This is a genomic window from Pseudonocardia benzenivorans CB1190 (genome assembly GCF_000196675.2).
Taxonomy (GTDB): Bacteria; Actinomycetota; Actinomycetes; order Mycobacteriales; family Pseudonocardiaceae; genus Pseudonocardia; species Pseudonocardia benzenivorans.
In genome coordinates this window covers 6,665,404-6,682,633 of record NC_015312.1, presented here as the reverse complement: position 1 = coordinate 6,682,633, position 17,230 = coordinate 6,665,404, and the positions used below count along the sequence as shown (strand labels likewise).

General features: G+C 73.1%; 20 protein-coding genes. 10 read left to right on the top strand and 10 right to left on the bottom strand.

The annotated features are described in order from the left end of the window. Positions 1–3 precede the first annotated feature (3 nt). From PSED_RS31695 to PSED_RS31685, 3 genes are read right to left on the bottom strand one after another with little or no spacing between them, the layout of a single operon-like run. A complete protein-coding gene (locus PSED_RS31695) occupies positions 4–441 on the bottom strand; it encodes a Rieske (2Fe-2S) protein (protein WP_013678304.1) in 438 nt (145 codons plus the stop codon). Then, entirely contained in the window at positions 438–1,538 is a 1,101-nt protein-coding gene (locus PSED_RS31690; protein WP_013678303.1) for an amidohydrolase family protein, read from the bottom strand. Before PSED_RS31690 ends, PSED_RS31695 begins: the two co-directional genes overlap by 4 nt. Next, the gene (locus PSED_RS31685) at positions 1,535–2,599 is read right to left on the bottom strand and encodes an amidohydrolase family protein (RefSeq protein WP_049803553.1); all 1,065 of its coding nucleotides are present in this window, start codon (positions 2,597–2,599) and stop codon (positions 1,535–1,537) included. The genes PSED_RS31690 and PSED_RS31685 overlap by 4 nt, the downstream gene beginning before the upstream one ends. A 208-nt stretch (positions 2,600–2,807) precedes the next feature. Here PSED_RS31685 and PSED_RS31680 point away from each other — a divergent pair, with 208 nt between their 5' ends. The 6 genes from PSED_RS31680 to PSED_RS31655 all read left to right on the top strand — a co-directional run bounded on the left by PSED_RS31680 (position 2,808) and on the right by PSED_RS31655 (position 7,457). After that, on the top strand, positions 2,808–3,101 hold the full coding sequence (locus PSED_RS31680; RefSeq protein ID WP_049803552.1) for a hypothetical protein: 294 nt from the start codon (positions 2,808–2,810) through the stop codon (positions 3,099–3,101). A gap of 67 nt (positions 3,102–3,168) precedes the next feature. Further along, positions 3,169–4,236 carry an alpha/beta fold hydrolase gene (locus PSED_RS31675; protein WP_013678301.1) on the top strand — a complete coding sequence of 356 codons (1,068 nt, stop codon included), beginning with the start codon at positions 3,169–3,171 and terminating at the stop codon, positions 4,234–4,236. A gap of 118 nt (positions 4,237–4,354) precedes the next feature. Further along, positions 4,355–4,834 carry an OsmC family protein gene (locus PSED_RS31670; RefSeq protein WP_013678300.1) on the top strand — a complete coding sequence of 160 codons (480 nt, stop codon included), beginning with the start codon at positions 4,355–4,357 and terminating at the stop codon, positions 4,832–4,834. 168 nt (positions 4,835–5,002) lie between these two features. Further along, positions 5,003–5,881, top strand: a complete 879-nt coding sequence (locus tag PSED_RS31665) for a hypothetical protein (protein WP_013678299.1) — start codon at positions 5,003–5,005, stop codon at positions 5,879–5,881. Positions 5,882–5,926: 45 nt separating this feature from the next. Continuing rightward, positions 5,927–6,970: an isopenicillin N synthase family dioxygenase gene (locus PSED_RS31660; RefSeq protein ID WP_013678298.1), complete on the top strand. Its 1,044-nt coding sequence runs from the start codon at positions 5,927–5,929 to the stop codon at positions 6,968–6,970. A gap of 49 nt (positions 6,971–7,019) precedes the next feature. Beyond that, positions 7,020–7,457, top strand: a complete 438-nt coding sequence (locus PSED_RS31655) for a hypothetical protein (RefSeq protein ID WP_013678297.1) — start codon at positions 7,020–7,022, stop codon at positions 7,455–7,457. Positions 7,458–7,743: 286 nt separating this feature from the next. Here PSED_RS31655 and PSED_RS31650 read toward each other — a convergent pair whose 3' ends face one another. Together PSED_RS31650 and PSED_RS31645 are read right to left on the bottom strand one after the other, a co-directional pair. Continuing rightward, a complete protein-coding gene (locus PSED_RS31650; protein ID WP_013678296.1) occupies positions 7,744–8,184 on the bottom strand; it encodes an SgcJ/EcaC family oxidoreductase in 441 nt (146 codons plus the stop codon). Positions 8,185–8,324: 140 nt separating this feature from the next. After that, positions 8,325–8,915, bottom strand: a complete 591-nt coding sequence (locus PSED_RS31645; RefSeq protein WP_013678295.1) for a PadR family transcriptional regulator — start codon at positions 8,913–8,915, stop codon at positions 8,325–8,327. 160 nt (positions 8,916–9,075) lie between these two features. Here PSED_RS31645 and PSED_RS31640 point away from each other — a divergent pair, with 160 nt between their 5' ends. After that, positions 9,076–10,002: an SCO6745 family protein gene (locus tag PSED_RS31640; protein WP_049803551.1), complete on the top strand. Its 927-nt coding sequence runs from the start codon at positions 9,076–9,078 to the stop codon at positions 10,000–10,002. Between the two features lie 12 nt (positions 10,003–10,014). Here PSED_RS31640 and PSED_RS31635 read toward each other — a convergent pair whose 3' ends face one another. The 4 genes from PSED_RS31635 to PSED_RS31620 form a co-directional block, all read right to left on the bottom strand. Further along, on the bottom strand, positions 10,015–10,512 hold the full coding sequence (locus tag PSED_RS31635) for an SRPBCC family protein (RefSeq protein WP_013678293.1): 498 nt from the start codon (positions 10,510–10,512) through the stop codon (positions 10,015–10,017). Beyond that, positions 10,430–10,846, bottom strand: a complete 417-nt coding sequence (locus tag PSED_RS31630; RefSeq protein ID WP_013678292.1) for an ArsR/SmtB family transcription factor — start codon at positions 10,844–10,846, stop codon at positions 10,430–10,432. The genes PSED_RS31635 and PSED_RS31630 overlap by 83 nt, the downstream gene beginning before the upstream one ends. Positions 10,847–10,876: 30 nt before the next feature. After that, a complete protein-coding gene (locus PSED_RS31625) occupies positions 10,877–12,826 on the bottom strand; it encodes a serine hydrolase (RefSeq protein WP_013678291.1) in 1,950 nt (649 codons plus the stop codon). Positions 12,827–12,936: 110 nt separating this feature from the next. Beyond that, positions 12,937–13,242: an ester cyclase gene (locus PSED_RS31620; RefSeq protein ID WP_233899220.1), complete on the bottom strand. Its 306-nt coding sequence runs from the start codon at positions 13,240–13,242 to the stop codon at positions 12,937–12,939. A gap of 3 nt (positions 13,243–13,245) precedes the next feature. Here PSED_RS31620 and PSED_RS31615 point away from each other — a divergent pair, with 3 nt between their 5' ends. Together PSED_RS31615 and PSED_RS31610 are read left to right on the top strand one after the other, a co-directional pair. Continuing rightward, positions 13,246–15,057, top strand: coding sequence for an NAD(P)/FAD-dependent oxidoreductase (locus PSED_RS31615; protein ID WP_013678290.1), 1,812 nt, complete (start codon positions 13,246–13,248; stop codon positions 15,055–15,057). Between the two features lie 30 nt (positions 15,058–15,087). Continuing rightward, complete coding sequence (locus PSED_RS31610) at positions 15,088–15,444, top strand: DNA polymerase ligase N-terminal domain-containing protein (RefSeq protein WP_013678289.1); 357 nt, start codon at positions 15,088–15,090, stop codon at positions 15,442–15,444. On the opposite strand, the gene PSED_RS31605 is transcribed toward PSED_RS31610, so the two are convergent. Continuing rightward, positions 15,434–16,171 carry a mycothiol-dependent nitroreductase Rv2466c family protein gene (locus tag PSED_RS31605; RefSeq protein WP_013678288.1) on the bottom strand — a complete coding sequence of 246 codons (738 nt, stop codon included), beginning with the start codon at positions 16,169–16,171 and terminating at the stop codon, positions 15,434–15,436. The two genes, PSED_RS31610 and PSED_RS31605, sit on opposite strands and share 11 nt — an antisense overlap. Positions 16,172–16,475: 304 nt before the next feature. On the opposite strand from PSED_RS31605, the gene PSED_RS31600 reads away from it, so the two are divergent. Beyond that, entirely contained in the window at positions 16,476–17,219 is a 744-nt protein-coding gene (locus tag PSED_RS31600) for a dienelactone hydrolase family protein (RefSeq protein ID WP_013678287.1), read from the top strand. Positions 17,220–17,230 lie beyond the last annotated feature (11 nt).

Genomic DNA, 17,230 nt, shown 5'->3' with positions numbered 1-17,230 from the left:
AGTCTAGGACGGCAGGCGGCCGCCGAGGTCGACGACGACGTACTCGTCCTCGACCGCCACCGGGAACGTCTCGGCCGTATAGGGGCCGGGGACGCGGACGTCGGCGCCGCCGCGCTCGACGACCACCGGGTAGGACCGCACGCGCACGCGGTCGGGATCGCACCACGAGCGACCCGTCGCGAGGTCGAACTCCCACTGGTGCCACGGGCAGCGCAGGATGCCGCCCTCCTCGGTGAACGCGTACTCGCCCGGGCGCGTCGAGGACACCGGCCGGGTCAGGATGCCCTCGCACAGCGGGCCCGCCTGGTGCGGGCAGCGGTTGCGGACGGCGAAGAACTCGCCGTCGACGTTGAAGACGCCGATCTCCCGGCCGTCGAGGGTGACCAGCACCCTGGACCCGGGCGGGACGTCGCCGACCCTGGCGACGACGTGCCGGGTCATCGCGGCAGCCGGTACAGCTCGCGGGCGTTCCCGGTCATGATCTTCGCGCGCAGCGCCGCGTCCAGCGGCACGGTGCGCAGGACCTGGTCGGGCGCGTCGAAGTCCCAGTGCGGGTAGTCGCTGGAGTACATGACGCGGTCGCGCAGGCAGGGCAGGTCGTCGAACACCCGGGCGAGGCTGCGCGGGTCGGGCGGTTCCTCGACCGGCTGAGTCGTGAACCAGACGTGGTCGGCGACGTACTCCGACGGCCGCCTGGTCAGGTGCGGCACCTCGTCGTGCATCCGTTCGAACGCCGCGTCGAGCCGCCACACCAGCGCCGGTGCCCAGGCGACCCCGCCCTCGATGAGCACGATCCGCAGGTCCGGCAGCCGCTCGAGGACGCCCGAGCACACGAGGCTCACCAGCTGGTGCTGGAAGGTCTGGGCGTTGCCCGCGTGGTCCTCCAGGTAGTACGACGCCCAGCCCGCCGCGGTGCTCGGGTGTCCGCCGACGCCGCCGAAATGGATGCTGACGGGCAGGTCGTGCGCCGCCGCCGCCTCGTAGATCGGCCAGTAGCGCCGGTTCCCCAACGGGGCCGACGTCTTGATCTGCAGGTACACCTGCACGAACCGCGGGTCGCCCGCGACCCGCTCGATCTCGGCGACGGCGTACTCGGTGTCCTCGACGGGGACGACGATCGAGCTGCGCAGCCGCGGGTCCGGGTCGAGCCACTCGCGCACGACCCAGTCGTTGGTGGCGCGGGCGAGCGCGGCGGCGTACCCGGGGTTGCGCATCCCGGCCTGGTCGGGCCGCACGATCGGGCCGAGGACCGCGTACTCGATGGCCCAGCGGTCGAGCAGCTGCTCGCGCAGGAACGGCAGGCTCGACCCGGGCGCCGAGCCGTCGGGCGGCCAGGCGTCGGTGCGGGCCGCGCCGAGCGCCATCCGCGGGTAGAGCGAGGCGTGGAAGGGGTTGCCGCCGTAGCGGTCGTGGCGCTCCCGCCACTCCTCGGGCAGGTTCTCCCGCAGCGCGGCCGGTGACGGCATGGCGATGTGGACGTCGCAGTCGATCCACGTGGTGCGCGCCGGGGCCGCGGGCCGCTCCTCCAGCGCCGTCACCGCGCACCCGCCGGTGAGCCGAGCCCGTAGAGCTCTCGCGCGGTGCCGGACAGCATCGCCGTCGCCTCCTCGTCGGTGAAGTGGGCCGGGACCGCTGCCCGCGGATCCGCGACGACGTCGTGCGGGTAGCCCGAGCCGTAGAGCAGCAGTTCGGCGCCCCACATGTCGTCGAGGACGTGGCGCAGGCCCGCGGCCGGCGCGTCGGCCGGGCCGGTGGTGAACCGGACGTGCTCGCGGACGTACTCCGACGGCGCGCGTCGCAGCCACGGCACCTCGCGGCGCAGCCCCTTCCAGTTCTTGTCCAGCCGCCACAGCATCGCGGGCAGCCAGGTGAACCCGGCCTCGACGACGACCGCGCGCAGCGCAGGCACCGCGTCGAACACTCCCTCGACGACCAGGCTCATGAGCTGCGACTGCGCGACGGCGGCCATGCCGACGAACTCCTCGACCAGGTACGTCGGCCAGCCCACGCCGGTCGGCGCGTTGCCGGTGAGGCCGCCGTACCCGAGACCGACGACGAGCCCGCGCTCGGCCGCCGCCGCGTGCAGCGGGTGGTACTCGCGGCGGCCGTAGGGCATCGCCGAGCGGATCGGCAGGAACACCTGGACGAACCCGGGATGGTCGCCGACGCGCTCGATCTCGGCCACCGCCGCCCCGGGGGTGTGGCTCGGCACGACCATCGACGCGCGCAGTCGCGGCTCGGGCTCCAGCCACTCGGCGACGAGCCAGTCGTTGACCGCCGCCGCCACCGCGGCCGCGCCGTCGGGGTTGCGGATGGACTCGATCGCGTAGGCGCACTGCAGGACCGCCGACTCGATCCCGGGCAGGTCGAGGACCTGTTCACGCAGCAGGGCGAGGTCGCTGCCCGGCGGGCCGGAGGCGGGGACCCGCGCGTCGGGGTGCCGCGACATCGGCATCCCCGGCGGCCACGCCGACTCCGGTGCGCCGCGGAACGCGGTCGTCGCGACCTGCTCGCGCCAGAACGCCGGGAGGTACGGCAGCAGCGCGGTCACCGACGGGACGACGGCGTGGACGTTCGCGTCCACGATCGGTGTGGGCACGGGCGTCACCTTCCGCCGGGCGGTGCGGTCCCGGGCGCCGCACCCCCGGCGCCCTCGTCGCGTCCTCCCAGCATCCGTCGCGTCGACGCCGGACGCGAGCCCGTGGCGCACCGATCCGTGACGATCCGCGAAGGCGCCGTCGACATATGCCGCGTGGCGGGACTTCTCGGGCTGGATCCACCCGGCCGCGGCGCGGCACACTCCGGGGATGGGTGAACGCGACGGGTCGCTGCTCTCGATCGGCAGCACGGGCTCGATCCTGTCCATCGGCAGCAGCGGGTCGATCCTGTCGATCGGTTCGACGGGCTCGATCCTGTCCATCGGCTCGGCCGGCTCGTTCCTCTCGGTCATGTCGGTGGCGTCGTTCCTCAGCGTCGCGTCGATCCTCAGCGGGATGTCGGACCGCTCGCTGCTGTCGTGGCGGGCGCGCCGCGCCGTGCTGTCCCCGCGGCGCGAGGGACGTGCGCGCCCGACGCTGCTGCGTCGCGCGGACACCGCCTGACCGCGGGGTCCGTCGTGCGCCCGCGGAGACTCGTCCGAATCATCCGGATCCGGGTAGCTTTCCACCGATGAGCGTCGCGCCGGCCCCGCAGCAGGTGCGCTTCTGCCGTTCCCCCGACGGCGTGAAGATCGCCCACGCCCGCTACGGCGAGGGGCCGCCGCTGGTCATCAACACGTGCTGGCTCTCGCACCTGCAGTACGACTGGCAGAGCCCGGTGTGGCGGCACTTCGTCGAAGGACTCGGCCGGTCCACGACCACCCTGCGCTACGACGAGCGCGGGTTCGGCTTGTCGGACTGGGACGTCGACGACTTCTCGTTCGAGGCCCGCATCGCCGACCTGGAGGCGGTCGTCGACGACGCCGGGTTCGACCGGTTCACGTTGCTGGGCATGGCCCAGGGCGGTCCGGTCGCCATCGCCTACGTCGCGCGCCATCCCGAGCGCGTCGACCGGCTGATCCTGTCCAGCTGCAGCCCCGCGACGATCGTCGACGAGCAGGACGCCGAGATGGAGGAGGCGTTCCTGCACCTGATCCGCGTCGGCTGGGCCCGCCCGGAGAGCGAGTTCCGGCGGGTGTTCACCAGCCTGATGATCCCCGGCGCGACGCCCGAACAAATGGCCTGGCTCGACGACCTGCAGAAGATGGCGACCTCCGCCGAGAACTGCGTCGCCGCGCGCCGCGCCCGCTACGACGTCGACGTCCGTCCCCTGCTGCCCGGCCTGGACCTGCCGACGCTGGTGATCCAGTCCCGCGGCGACCGGCTCACCGACTTCGCCGACGCCCGCGAGCTGGCCGCGAGCATCCCAGGCGCCCGGCTCGTCGCGCTGGAGAGCGAGAACCACATCCTGCTCGCCGACGAACCCGCGTGGCCGATCTTCCTGCGCGAGGTGACGGACTTCGTCGCGCCCGCCCCCGCGCGTCCCGACGTGGCGGAGGCCGTCCGGACGCTCACGGCGCGCGAGCGCGACGTCCTGCGGCTCGCGGCTGCCGGGAACGACAACGACGCCATCGCCGCCGCGCTGAGCCTCAGCCCGCGGACGGTGGAGCGGCACCTGCAGAACGTCTACCTGAAGCTCGGTGTCTCGGGTCGCTCCGCGCGCGCCGCCGCGGTCGCCGCGCTGCTCGCCGCGCGCTGACCTACGCGTACGCGACCCCGGCCGGCCACCGGATTGCGTGCTGACGCGCATCCGCCCCGCCCGCCGCGCCCCTAGCGTCGGACGCGTTCACACCGCATCTCACCAGGGGGTATCCCGAATGTCGGTCCTCACCGAGTCCGTCGAGAAGTTCACCGCCGACCCCGGCACCGGCCGCATCACGCCCGCCGTCACCGCGACCGCCGCCAACGGACACACCCGGCTGTCCACCGGCCCCTTCAACTTCGAGTGCGACCTGCCGCCCGCGGTCGGCGGCGGGGGCGCGGCGCCGAGCCCGACGGCCTACCTGCTCGGCGCGCTGGCCGGTTGCGCGGTCACGTTCATCTCCTCGACGCTCGCGCCCCAGTTCGGCGTCGAGATCGACGAGCTGTCGGCCACCGCGCGCTGCGAGAGCAGCCTCGCCGCGCTGCTGGGCGTCGACGGCACCGATCCCGAGCTGACCGGCATCTCGATCGAGATCACCGTCTCCTCGCAGAGTCCCGTCGACCGGGTCGACGCCATGCGCCGGGCCTGGACCGAGCGCTGCCCGGTCTACCTCTCGCTGGTCCGCCCGATGGCGGTGGACGTGCGCTTCGCGTGACCCGTGAGCGGCGATGGTCGTCCGGGCGACCATCGCCACTCACGAGGAGCGTGGGGTCGGAGTGGGGCTGTCCCCCCGACGGCGGGGGCCTGCCCGATCGATCCGGCGCCGCGACCGGACCACCGTGGGCGTGAGACACGACCACTGCGACGAAACGGACGGTGCCCGATGCCGCACGCCGAACCGGAGACCGACCCCGGGAACGACCCGGCCGAGCTCCACGACCTCGTGGGAAGGCTCGGGACCGGCGGTCTACCGGCCGAGCTGCTCGCCCGGCTCGCCGTCGAACGGGACGACACCCGCGACCCGTTCCTCGCCGACTACCTCGACGGGGTCCTCGCCGCGTCCGACACGCACCTCGGGCTGCCGCTGCTGGAGCGGGTCCGGACCGCGGCCGCGCTCTCCGCGGAGCGGCTGGCCACCCTGCTGGTCGCCGACGTCGTCGCCCACAAACGCGCCGCCGAGGGCGGTGACCCGGCGCTGCGCCGGCGCCGGGTCCGGCACGCGCTGCGGTTCGTGGCCGTCGCGACCGGAACCCGGCTCGCCGACGTGGACCTGCCCGCGTTCCCGGACGGCCCCGCCGCGCCGTGGTTCGCCCGGACCGTCCATCCGGTCACGGCGGGCCACGACGGGTACGCGCTCGTCCGCGTCCTGCAGGCCCGGGAGATGCTCTTCACCGTCCTCGCCGACGACGTGCGCGCGGCGACGCTGGCCGTCGGCGACGGGCGCCCGGCCGAGGCCGCCGAGCTGGTCGCGCACGCCACGACGACGTTCGGCCGTGCCACCATGCTGTCCCGCGTCGTGGCGATTCCGCTGGCCGGCGACGTCCGATCGGCGCGGTACGAGCGGTTCGCCGCGGCGTGCGGCCCGCTGGGGACGCGGCTGCGCGAGGCCCGGCCGGACACGCTGGCCGGTGCCGTCGCCGCCGAGCCGGACTCCGACCTCGTCCCGGCGCTCGACCGCCTCGACGCGGCGCGCAGGCGATGGGCGGGCAGGCTCGCCGCCGACGCCGCGCGCGACCCGCTCCGCCTCGACCGGGCGGCCTGAGCCCGCCCCTGGCCGGGGCCCCGGGGCCGACCTAGTGTCGACGACATGGACATCCCGGTGCTGGCCTTCGACCGGGCGCGCCGCGCCGACGGTTCCTTCGACCCGGAGTTCCTCGACGCCCTCCGTGCCGCACTGCACGAGGTCGGGTTCCTGCAGCTCACCGACTACGGCGCCGCTCCGGGCCAGGTCGAGGAGTTCGCCGCCGTCGTGCAGCGGTTCTTCCAGCTCCCGCCCGAGCAGCGCCTCGCGCTCGACAACCGGCGGTCCCCGCACTTCCGCGGCTACACCCGGCTCGGCCACGAGATCACCGCCGGCCGTCCCGACGCCCGTGAGCAGCTCGATTACGGCCCTGAGCTGCCCGCCCGGCCGCGCACCGAATGGGACGCGCCGTACCGGTTGCTCGAGGGCCCGAACCAGTGGCCCGACGAGGCACTGCCGCAGCTGCGGACCGTCGTGCTGGCCTGGGCCGACCTGCTCTGCCGCGTCGCGACCGACCTGACCCGGGCCGTCGCGGCGTCGCTCGGGCTGCCCGAGGACCAGTTCGACGACGCCTTCGCCGACACCCCGCACTGGTTCGGCAAGCTCATCCGCTATGTCGGCTCGGAGTCCGACGGTCCCGATGCCCAGGGCGTCGGCCCGCACGCCGACTGGGGCTTCCTCACCCTGCTGCTGCAGGACGGGACCGGTGGCCTGCAGGCCCGCCCGCCGCGGGCGACCGAATGGGTCGACGTCCCGCCGCTCGACGGCGCGCTCGTCGTCAACGTGGGCGAGATGCTCGAGGTGGCGACCCACGGCTACCTGGTGTCGACGGTCCACCGCGTCCTGCCGTGCGCTCCCGGGACGACGCGGCAGTCGGCCGGGTTCTTCTGGTCCCCGCGGCTCGACGCGACGCTGCACGCCGTCCCGTTGACACCCGAGCTCGCGGCGCACGCGCCCGGTGTCACCGAGACCGCGCACAACGCGCTGCTCCCGCGCTTCGGCGACAACGCCCTGAAGGGCTGGTTCCGGTCGCACCCCGAGGTCGCCGAGCGACACCATCCCGAGCTGGCGGCCGACCTGGCCGTCGCCGCCGGCGGCGGCGCCACCTAGGGACGGACTGCCGCCGTCGACCGGGTGCGTTCGGTGCCGTTTCTGCCGGATGTCCGCATCGTGCGAGCACGATGACCCGCCGGGAGGCGGCGATGGGGCCCTCGCGCGGGGGGACGACGGGGACTGGCCGGACCTGGTCGCCGACCTGCTCCGTGCGCCGACCACCCGGCTGCCGACCGAGCGGATCGGATGGCTGCTCGTCGAGATGCTCGCCGCCGCGGGCTGCTCGTACTGGGGGCACGACCTCGACGGCGAGAGCGTCGACGAGGGCCGGCCGCCGGAGTACTTCGCGCCCTACCGCGCCGAGATGCTGCACCACGCGACGAACGTGGCGCCGACGCGGCATCCCCTCCTGCGGTACTGCGCCGCGACGGGGGACATCCGCGCGATGCAGGTCTGCGAGTCCCCGCCGCCGTCGCCGACGAGGCCGTCATGGCGGAGTTCCGCGAGCGTGGACGTGCCTGGGGCGGGGTCCGGGCGCAGATGACGTTGCCGCTGACCATGGGCCCCGGCGGCGGGCGGACGTTCGCGGCGCAGCGTGCAGCGGCTGCTCGCCGGGGTGGACCGTGCGGCGCGCCGAGACGATCGGGCTGCCGCGGGCGCCCCTGGCCCGCGGAGTACGTAGTTCCCGTCATGGGCGCGGGCGGCCGCCGGTGGTCGAAACCCCGGTCCATCCCCGCGGATCGGAGAGCGACGACGCTTGCCACCACGGACGTCATGACCCGCCTGGCGACGACGTCGACCCGACGTGGCACGGCGCCGCCGTCAGCGGATCACTGCGTCCGACGGGTGTTCTGGAACGCGGCGATGCGCCAGACGTCGTCGTCGTGGACGAACACGAACGACACGGTCGACGCGCGATCGGTCGCCCCGCTCTGCTGCCCGTCCAGGGTCACACCCCCCGCTTCGACGACGACGTGCGCGACGTCGGGCCGCAGCCTGCGGACGGTGAGGTCCTCGGTCCGGGGCGGGTCCATGCGGGAGCCCGCGAGCGGTCCCTTCCACAGCATGGCGTGGGCGTCGGCGATCGCGGCGCGACCGCGCAGGACGATGCCGTTGAACACGACGTAGGTCGCGTCCTCGGTGAACTCGGCACCGTAGGCGGCGGCGTCGGCGGCCCTCCAGGCGGCGGCGAGCCGGGTGAGGACGGCGACGATCTCGGCGTCGGTGCCGGACGCGTCGATCTCGACGGGAGTTCGTGGTGCTGCGGACATCGGTGATCCTTTCGGGAGCCGAAGGAGAACCACCGCGGCGCTGGGGGATGCCCCCTAGGCTTGCCGGTGCTGTTCCGGGGCCGCGGTGTACTGCGGTTCCACCCGGGTGGCGGGCGTTGCCGCGCCCGCCACCCGGTGCGTCAGGGGCGGCTCGGCATGTCGCCCACCTCCGTGGGATCGAGCGCGCCGGAGGCCAGATCGGCGACGAGACCCGTGACGAACTCGTGCTCGGCGGTGACGCGGGCCAGTGTGAACTCCGCCTCGACCAGCAGGATGCGCGGCAGGACGCCGCGCGTCGCGTCGAGGGACTGCGCCACCGTCCTGCGGCTCGCGTCGAGCGCTCCGAGGCGTTCGTGCAGCGCGTCGACGGCTTCGGGTACCGGCAGGCACCCGATGAACGACAGGGCTGCGACGAAGAGGGCGGCGTCGTTGTCCGGTACCGCGAGCAGCCGACGGATGCGCGCGGCGAGCGAGGCACGGCCGTCGTCGGTGAGGTCGTAGACCGTGCGTTCGGGGCGCCCCCCCTCGCGGACGGTCTCGACGACGCGGATGTGCCCGTCGCGCAGCAGCCGTTCGACGGCGTGGTACATGCTGCGCGGAAGCCCGGTGACGAAGTCCTTGTGGTAGTCGATCATCATCCGGTGCATCTCGTAGGTGTGCCGTGGCCCGAGGGTGAGCAGGCCGAGCACGGTGAGTGCCGGCAGATCCCGGTCCGAGCGACCCAGCTCCACGACGTCACCCCCTGATGCAGATTGCAGTATGGCAACTTGCCATAAGGGGTGGCAAGCCTGTGGGCCTGCGCCGGGACGGACGCGCCGGACCGGGACGCGGTGGCGAGGTCGCGGCCGGTGCACGACGATCGAGGGCGACCCGCACGGAGAGGTGCCCTCGGTGGACTACGCGACCATGCGCGACCTGTTCTTCGCCGCCCCCGACCGCGAGCGCCCCGCGGCCCGCGCCACAGCCGCCGCCGGCCCGGCCCGGGCACTGCGTGACGCGTTCGAACCCCTTGCGACGCAGGCGATCTGGTCGGCGGAGAGTGCGGAGGGCTATGCCGCGCACGGTCTCGACGACTTCTTCGTCGCCTACGTCCGGCAGCGCACCGCGCCGCTCGGGGAGCCCGCGCCGCTCGTCGCGGTGACCGCGATGGGCGTCTTCGCCTACGACCTGATCGCCCCGCAGTACCTGGCCGGCCTCGCGGCCATCAGCCGTGCCGACGTCGTGCGCGTGCGCACGACCGCACCAGGCGCGACCCTGCGCCGCGTCCTCGCGGACGAGGACGACCTCGACGCGCGGGCCGGCGCCGTCCTCGACGCGCTCCGCCGAGGTCTGGACGCCGCCGACGCCACCTCGCGGCCACTGTTCGCCGGCCTGCGCGCCGAGCCCTGGCCCGACGACGTCCTCGCGAAGCTGGTGCACGCCTGCAACCAGCTGCGCGAGCACCGTAGCGACTCCCATCTCGCGGTCTGCGCCGTCGCAGGGCTCGATCCCGTCGAGATGAACGTCCTCACCGAGCTGTACTGCGGCTACCCGCTGCTGGAGTACACCGCGACCCGCGGCTGGAGCGCCGAGAAGATGGACGCGGCCGTCGGTAGGCTGCGCGCCCGCGGCCTCGTCGACGACGCCGGCGGTCTCACCGTCGCGGGGTCGGACTACCGGCACGGTCTCGAGGAGCAGACCGACGCGATGCAGCAGTCGGTCGTCGACGCGATCGGCGACGACCTGCCGATGGTCACCGCGGAACTCCACCGCTGGTCGGACGCGCTCGTCGCGGGCGGCGCCGCGCCCGTCGACCCCGCCAAGCGACTCGCCGGGTAGCCCCCGAACCGTTCAGGCGAGGGAGACCGCGACCTGCTCGAGGCGGTCCATGGCCTCCTGCATGCCGTCCTCCATCCCCGAGCCGATGTGCGCGTCGCGGTGCTCGGGCACGGTGTGCTCGACGAGCATCGTCAGCGTCGTCCGGCCGTCGGCCTCGGTGAACGTGACGGTGTCGAGTGCCTCGCCGTCGGGCATCCCCTCGAACACCTCGGTCATGACGAGCTTCTCGTTCGTCTCGATCTCGCGGTACTCGCCGTGGAACCCGACCTCGAAGCCGCCGTCGGCGATCATCACGTAGCGCCACGTCCCGCCGACCCGCAGGTCGACCTCGGCGAGGGTCACCTCGCCGCGCTCGCCGCACCACCACCGCTTGATCAGCTCCGGCGTGGTGTAGGCCTTCCACACGAGGTGCCGCGGCGCGGCGAACTCACGGGTGATCACGATGTTCCGGTCGCCCTGCAGGGTCACGGTCGCGCTGTGCCGGCTCGTCGCCGTCGCGTTGTTCGTCATCTTTCTCCGCCTCCATCAGTTCCTCGAGTACGACGTCCATCCGGTCGAACCGCTCCGACCAGAGCTGCTCGAAGCCGCGCACCCAGTCGTGGATCGGCTTGAGCGGCACGGCGTCGAGCCGGTAGAGCCGGCGTCGCCCGTCGTCACGAACCTCGACGAGGCCGACCTCCCGCAGCACCCGCAGGTGCTTGGACACCAACGGCTGTGCCACGCCCAGCCGCTCGACGATGTCGGTCACCGCGAGCTCGCCGCGCACGAGGAGGTCGAGAATCTCCCGCCGCCTCGGCTCGGCCACCGCGTTGAACGCGTCGCTGGTGGTCGCTGCCCGTGCCATGACCCGATCGTATACCCATATCGGAATACGTCAAGGAGAATCGGGCATCTCGGGAGACAGCGGGCCGAGCAGGAGGCCGCGGGGCCAGACATCGACGCAGTCGCGGATCGTCGACATGAGCGTGGACAGCCCGGCCGCCGTGCCGCGGGACGGGTCGTCGGGGTCGTCGTGCCGGGTGTTCGCGAGGACGGCGCACCAGAAGCCGTCGTCGGTCCGGGTCAGCAGGCTGCTCGTGCCCGGGAGGCTCCCGTTGTGCGACCAGTTGCCCTCCTCGACGGCCCACCCGGCCGCGTAGCCGTGCGACCCCGCGAGGCCCGAGGGCATCGTCATCCACGTGATCGACTCCTGGTCGAGCACCTGCGGGTACATCGACCGGCTGTCGACGCGGACCCCGAACCGCACCAGGTCGACGACGTTTCCGCGCCAGCCCCCGTGCGCGTCCATCCGGCTCACCTGCATGCCGTACGGATCGTCGCCGTCCTGGTCGAAGTAGACGACCTCGTCGCGGGCCCGCTGCCCGAGGGTGTTCCCCGCGATCCGCAGGCCGGTCACGCCGCACTCCGCGAGCAGGCCGTCGCGGACGTGCTGCTGGTACGACGTGCCGGTCACCCGCTCGATCACCCGGCCCAGTACGCAGTAACCGAAGTTCGAGTAGGCGTACGCCGCGCCGGGGGCGTGGTCGAGCCGCCGGTTCTCCAGCACCCAGGCGACGAGCTTCGTCGCGTCCAGGTCCGGCTGCCGGAACATCGGGTCCTGGTCGTCGTGGGCCCAGCCTCCGGCGAGATGGCGCAGCAGGTGCGCGACGGTGATGTCGCGGACCCGCGCGTCGGAGGCGGACGTGGCGAGATCGGCGAGCACCCCGCCGGTCGCGAACGGCTTGTCCTGCAACGTCAACTCGCCCCGGTCGACCAGCCTCATCACCGCCGTCGCCGTGATCGGTTTGGACACGCTCGCGATCCGGAACGACGTGGACCCCGTGACCGGTGCGCCCGTGCTGACGTCCGCGTCGCCGTGACCGTGGGTGTGGCAGAGCAGGCCGTGCCGCGCGACGGCGAGCGACACGGCCGGCACGTCGTAGTCCCTGGCGAACTCCGCGACCAGGCCCGGGACGACGGTGCCGGGGTCGCGCCGCACCAGGACGGGGCTGAACCGCGGGCTCGCCGCGGCGTCCCGGTAGGCCGCGTAGCCGCCGAACGTCGAGAGGCGCAGCGCCTGGTCGGCGTCGGCGGCGAGCTCGGCGCCGAACCCGCCCGTGTCGAGCGAGCGCCGCGCGACGAACGTGCGGTCCGCGTCGCGCTCCCACCGCGTCAGGAACCGGCGGGTCGAGCCGTCGGCGTGGTTGTACGCGGTGGCCTGGACCGGTGCCCAGCCCTCGGCCGTCAACCGCTCGAACGTTGCCTGGGACGCGCTGCCGCCCTCCGGACCGGTCACCTGCCACTCGTGCCCGTCGGGAGCGTCCATCCAGATCGAGGACACGTAGGACGTCCAGGTGTCGGACTCGGCGTCGTAGCGCGTGTAGGCGGCGAGGTCGACGATCCGCCCGCCGCCCGCCCGCACCGTCGCGACGTGCGCGGCGAGGTCGGCCACCGGCACGCCGCGCTTCCAGTGGTGGCCGCGGTGAGCCGCCTTCTCCCAGATCGCCGCGACCCACAGCTCGGTGCCGACGTTGTAGGGCCGCACGACGACGGGTCTGAAGCCTGCGGCCAGGTCGGTCTCGTACACACGCGGGTAGTCGGCCCAGGGGATCGTCCAGCGCGTCGACCGCGGCCGCGGCGAGGTCAGCCGTTCCCAGCGGGCCGCGTAGCGGGTGGCGCTGCCCGCCGCCGCGACGGCCAGGTCGACGAGCATCCAGTTCGAGCCGCGCATCCGGTCGAAGGCGGCGTTCCACTCGGACTCGGAGAGGTCGTACTGGACGAGGCCCTTCCCGCCGACCATCGCGACGGCGGGCGTGCTGGCGGGCGGGTAGCCGAACTCGGGCATCCGGGCTCCTGTCCTCACGGCGCGGACGGACCAGCATGCTCACCCGCACGGCGCCGGGCAACGGTGCCGGGACGACACTCCGCGGGACAGGCGGTACCGGCCGGCGACCCTCAGACGGGCGCGGGCACGGCGCCGACCTGGACGAGGACGCCCAGCATGTCGGCCGCCGACCATCGTTCGACGCAGCGCCCGTCGCGGAATCGCAGGGCCGTGATCCCGGGCAGGGCGATCTCGACGCCGGTCGGGGGCACGCCCAGGAACGGCCCGTCGTGCCGGCCGGTGCGGGTGAACCGGCAGACGAGCCACGTCGGTCGACCGCCGGCGACGACGGATCCTGCCCGTCCGGCGAGGTGTCGCACCCGGCCGCGCACTGTTTGAATGGCCCGGACGACGACGTCTCTTGGCAGGGAGGCCAACGAGTGACCCAGTCCGTCGAGCTGTCAGCCAGCCCCGCCGCCACTGCGACAGACCAGTGGCTCACCGCGTTCCAGAAGGCCCTCACCGCGCGCGACGTCGACGCCGCCGCAGCACTCTTCGCCGACGAGAGCTTCTGGCGCGACATCGTCTCCTTCACGTGGAACATCACCACCGTGGAAGGACCCGCCGGCGTCGCGGACATGTTGCGCGCCACGCTCGACGACGTCGAGCCCGCCGGCTTCCGCGCCACCGAGGAGCCCGCCGAGGCCGACGGCGTGATCACCGCGTGGATCGCGTTCGAGACGAAGGTCGGCAGGGGCAGCGGCCTGTTGCGGCTCATCGAGGGCAAGGCGTTCACGCTGCTCACGACGCTCGACGAGCTCAAGGGTCACGAGGAGCCCGCCGGCGTGCGGCGGTCGAACGGCGTGCAGCACGGCGCCTTCCGCGACCGCGTCACCTGGGCCGAGAGCCGGGAGCAGGAGGCCACCGAGCTGGGCTACACGGTGCAGCCCGAGGTCGTGATCGTCGGCGGCGGGCAGGGCGGTATCGCGCTCGGCGCGCGGCTGCGCCAGCTCGGCGTCCCGACGATCATCATCGAGCGCAACGAGCGGCCCGGCGACTCCTGGCGCAAGCGCTACAAGTCCCTCGCCCTGCACGACCCGGTCTGGTACGACCACCTGCCCTACATCCCGTTCCCCGACAACTGGCCGGTGTTCTCGCCGAAGGACAAGATCGGCGACTGGCTCGAGATGTACACGCGGGTCATGGAGCTCAACTACTGGGGTTCCACCACCGCGAAGAGCGCCACCTACGACGAGGCCACGAAGACCTGGACCGTCGTCGTCGACCGGGCGGGCGAGGAGGTCACGCTCCAGCCGAAGCAGCTCGTGCTGGCCCTCGGTGCGTCCGGCCTGCCGGTCGTCCCCGACATCCCGGGCGCCGACCGGTTCCGCGGCGAGCAGCACCACTCCTCGGCGCACCCCGGCCCCGACCGGTACAAGGGCAAGCGGGCGGTCGTCATCGGGTCGAACAACTCGGCCCACGACATCGCCGCGGCGCTGTGGGAGGCCGGGGCCGACGTGACGATGGTGCAGCGCAGCTCGACCCACATCGTGCGGTCGGACTCGCTGATGGACCTGGGCGTCGGCGACCTCTACTCCGAGCGTGCCCTCGCCGCGGGCGTCACGACGTTCAAGGCCGACACGATCTTCGCCTCGCTGCCGTTCCGCATCCTGCACACGTTCCAGATCCCCGTGTACGCCGCGATCAAGGAGCGCGACCAGGAGTTCTACGACCGGCTCGAGCGGGCGGGCTTCGACCTCGACTGGGGCGACGACGACTCCGGCCTGTTCCTCAAGTACCTGCGCCGCGGATCGGGCTACTACATCGACGTCGGCGCCTGCGAGCTCGTCGCCAACGGCGACATCAAGCTCGCCAAGGGGCAGGTCACCGAGCTGACCGAGGACGAGGTCGTGCTCGCCGACGGCACCCGGCTGCCCGCCGACCTCGTCGTCTACGCGACGGGCTACGGCTCGATGAACCAGCTCGCCGCCGGCATCATCGGGCAGGAGACGGCCGACAAGGTCGGCAAGGTGTGGGGGCTCGGGTCGGGGACGACCAAGGACCCCGGCCCCTGGGAGGGCGAGCTGCGCAACATGTGGAAGCCGACGGCCCAGGAGGGGCTGTGGTTCCACGGCGGCAACCTCGCGTTGTCCCGCTACTACTCCCTCTACCTGGCGCTGCAGCTCAAGGCGCGCAAGGAGGGCATCCCGACGCCCGTTTACGGCCAGGCCGAGGTGCACCACACCGAGTGAGCCGCTCATGAGGTGGGGGTAGGCCCGCGTATGGATCGACCGGCCTTCGTGCTGCACGAGCACCGACGGCCGCAGCACCACTTCGACCTCCGGCTGGAGGAGAACGGGGTGCTGCGGTCGTGGGCCGTCCCGCGTGGGATGCCCGTCGGCCCGTCGGACAACCGACTCGCGGTACCCGTCCCCGACCACGCGATGGACCACCTCGACTACACCGACGCCGACAAGGACGTCGCCGACACCGGCTGGTGGGAGGAGCACGACCGCAACGAGCGGCGCATCGTCTTCACCCTGCACGGCCGCGGCGAACCGCGCCGCTACGTGCTCGTCCACACCGGCCGCGACTGGCTCCTGCGCCTGACGAAGGAGCAGCCCGGCGCTACTTCTTGAGCCGGCGGCTCCCGCCGTGCCAGTCCTCGGTCTTGCCGGTCTCGGCCTCGGTGATCCCGAACGACCGCAGCTGCGGACGCTCGCGGAGGCTGCGCTTGAGCTCGGCGAAGCCGGGGAAGCGCGCCAGCCCGACGACGTGGTCCCACAGCACCGCGGCGCCCTCCTCGTCGGGCAGCCGGCTGATCACCGGTCCGAAGAAGGCGACCCCCTCCGGCGGTTCGAAGTGCAGGATCGGCGTGCCGACGTCCTTGCCCGTCAACGACAGTGCCTCGTCGGTCTCGGCCTGCAGCTCCATGTCCCAGGAGGTGTCGTCGAGCGCCTCCGCCAGTGTCGTCGGCAGCCCGGCCTCGGCGAGCGCGGCCGACGCCACCTCGGGGGTGCCCTGCCAGCCCGGCTCCCGGCCCGCGTCGGGCGCGGTGTCGAAGATGCGCGCACCGTAGGCGGCATAGAGCCGGCCGACGGCGTCGCGTCCGTGCGCGGCCCGGGCCGCGGCGGCGACCCGCAGCAGCCGCAGACCTGCGGTGTGCTGGGCGTCGTACCCCTCGGGGAAGTGCTTGTCGTAGTCGATGTGCGAGTTGACCAGGCGCAGCGCGATGAACCGCCAGTCGACGGTGTAGTCGCGCTGTGCCTGCACGATGCGAACCCATTTGCTCGTCATCCACGCAAAGGGGCAGATCGGGTCGAAGTAGAAGTTGATGTCGGCCTTGCCGGCAGCGTCCACACCCACGCTGTCGAGCCTAGATCCGTTCGGCCGCGCGCGTCCGCCCGGAGGCGACGACCGGCCGCAACCTGGCTGTCGTGTCGGGCCGGTCGGGCAGCGGTGAGGTTGCGCTCGGTCCGACGGGCGCAACCTGGTGGTCGTGCCGGGGCCGCTCGGGTAGCGGCCGGGTCGTGAGCGTGTTTCCTGGCCCGGCGCCCGGTTCCGTCCGTGGCGCCCGCCCCTTTCTTGCCGCGACGCACTGGGGCCACGGGCGGGGGCTGGAGTAGAACTGGCCCTGTCGACGCCGACTTCGATGACTGGGGGACACCACATGCCGCGCCTGGACGTCACGATCCCGACCGCCGACGGCGAGGCCGCCGCGACCCTGCACCTGCCCGAGGGCGACGGGCCCTGGCCGGGGGTGGTCATGTTCCCCGACGCGGGCGGCGCGCGGCCGACGTTCTCCGGGATGGGCGACCGGCTGGCGTCGCTGGGCTACGCGACGCTGGTACCGGACGTCTACTACCGCAACGCCGGGTACGCGCCCTTCGACCTCGCGACGGTCTTCGGCGACGCCGAGGAGCGTGCGCGCCTGTTCGAGCTCATGGGCACCCTGGACAACGAGCGGATCGTCGCCGACGCGAGCGCCTACCTCGACTTCCTGCTGGCCCGGCCCGAGGTGACGGGCGACGGTGCGGGCACCACCGGCTACTGCATGGGCGGCCGGATCTCGATGCTCGTCGCGGGCAGCCTGCCCGAGAAGGTCGCGGCCGCGGCGTCGTTCCACGGCGGCAGGCTCGCGCCGGCCGACGACCCGACGAGCCCGCACCTGCTCGCGGGCAACGTCCGCGCGAAGGTCTACGTCGCCGGTGCGCAGGACGACGCGTCGTTCCCGCAGGAGCAGTTCGACCGGCTCGACGCCGCTCTCACCGAGGCGGGCGTCGAGCACACGATCGAGACCTACCCGGCCGGGCACGGGTTCGCGGTGCCGGACAACGCGACCTACGACAAGGACGCCGAGGAGCGGCACTGGGCCGCCCTCGACGCCCTCTACAGCTCCGCACTCAGCCGCTGACCCGCTGACCG

Excerpts from the sequence above, each read along its gene's own strand:
- PSED_RS31680 (WP_049803552.1), top strand. The coding sequence starts at position 2,808 with ATGGGTGAACGCGACGGGTCGCTGCTCTCGATCGGCAGCACGGGCTCG.
- PSED_RS31635 (WP_013678293.1), bottom strand. The coding sequence starts at position 10,512 with ATGACGAACAACGCGACGGCGACGAGCCGGCACAGCGCGACCGTGACC.
- PSED_RS31630 (WP_013678292.1), bottom strand. The coding sequence starts at position 10,846 with ATGGCACGGGCAGCGACCACCAGCGACGCGTTCAACGCGGTGGCCGAG.
- PSED_RS31660 (WP_013678298.1), top strand. The coding sequence starts at position 5,927 with ATGGACATCCCGGTGCTGGCCTTCGACCGGGCGCGCCGCGCCGACGGT.
- PSED_RS31675 (WP_013678301.1), top strand. The coding sequence starts at position 3,169 with ATGAGCGTCGCGCCGGCCCCGCAGCAGGTGCGCTTCTGCCGTTCCCCC.
- PSED_RS31610 (WP_013678289.1), top strand. The coding sequence starts at position 15,088 with ATGGATCGACCGGCCTTCGTGCTGCACGAGCACCGACGGCCGCAGCAC.
- PSED_RS31625 (WP_013678291.1), bottom strand. The coding sequence starts at position 12,826 with ATGCCCGAGTTCGGCTACCCGCCCGCCAGCACGCCCGCCGTCGCGATG.
- PSED_RS31665 (WP_013678299.1), top strand. The coding sequence starts at position 5,003 with ATGCCGCACGCCGAACCGGAGACCGACCCCGGGAACGACCCGGCCGAG.
- PSED_RS31655 (WP_013678297.1), top strand. The coding sequence starts at position 7,020 with ATGTCCGCATCGTGCGAGCACGATGACCCGCCGGGAGGCGGCGATGGG.
- PSED_RS31670 (WP_013678300.1), top strand. The coding sequence starts at position 4,355 with ATGTCGGTCCTCACCGAGTCCGTCGAGAAGTTCACCGCCGACCCCGGC.
- PSED_RS31650 (WP_013678296.1), bottom strand. The coding sequence starts at position 8,184 with ATGTCCGCAGCACCACGAACTCCCGTCGAGATCGACGCGTCCGGCACC.
- PSED_RS31695 (WP_013678304.1), bottom strand. The coding sequence starts at position 441 with ATGACCCGGCACGTCGTCGCCAGGGTCGGCGACGTCCCGCCCGGGTCC.
- PSED_RS31600 (WP_013678287.1), top strand. The coding sequence starts at position 16,476 with ATGCCGCGCCTGGACGTCACGATCCCGACCGCCGACGGCGAGGCCGCC.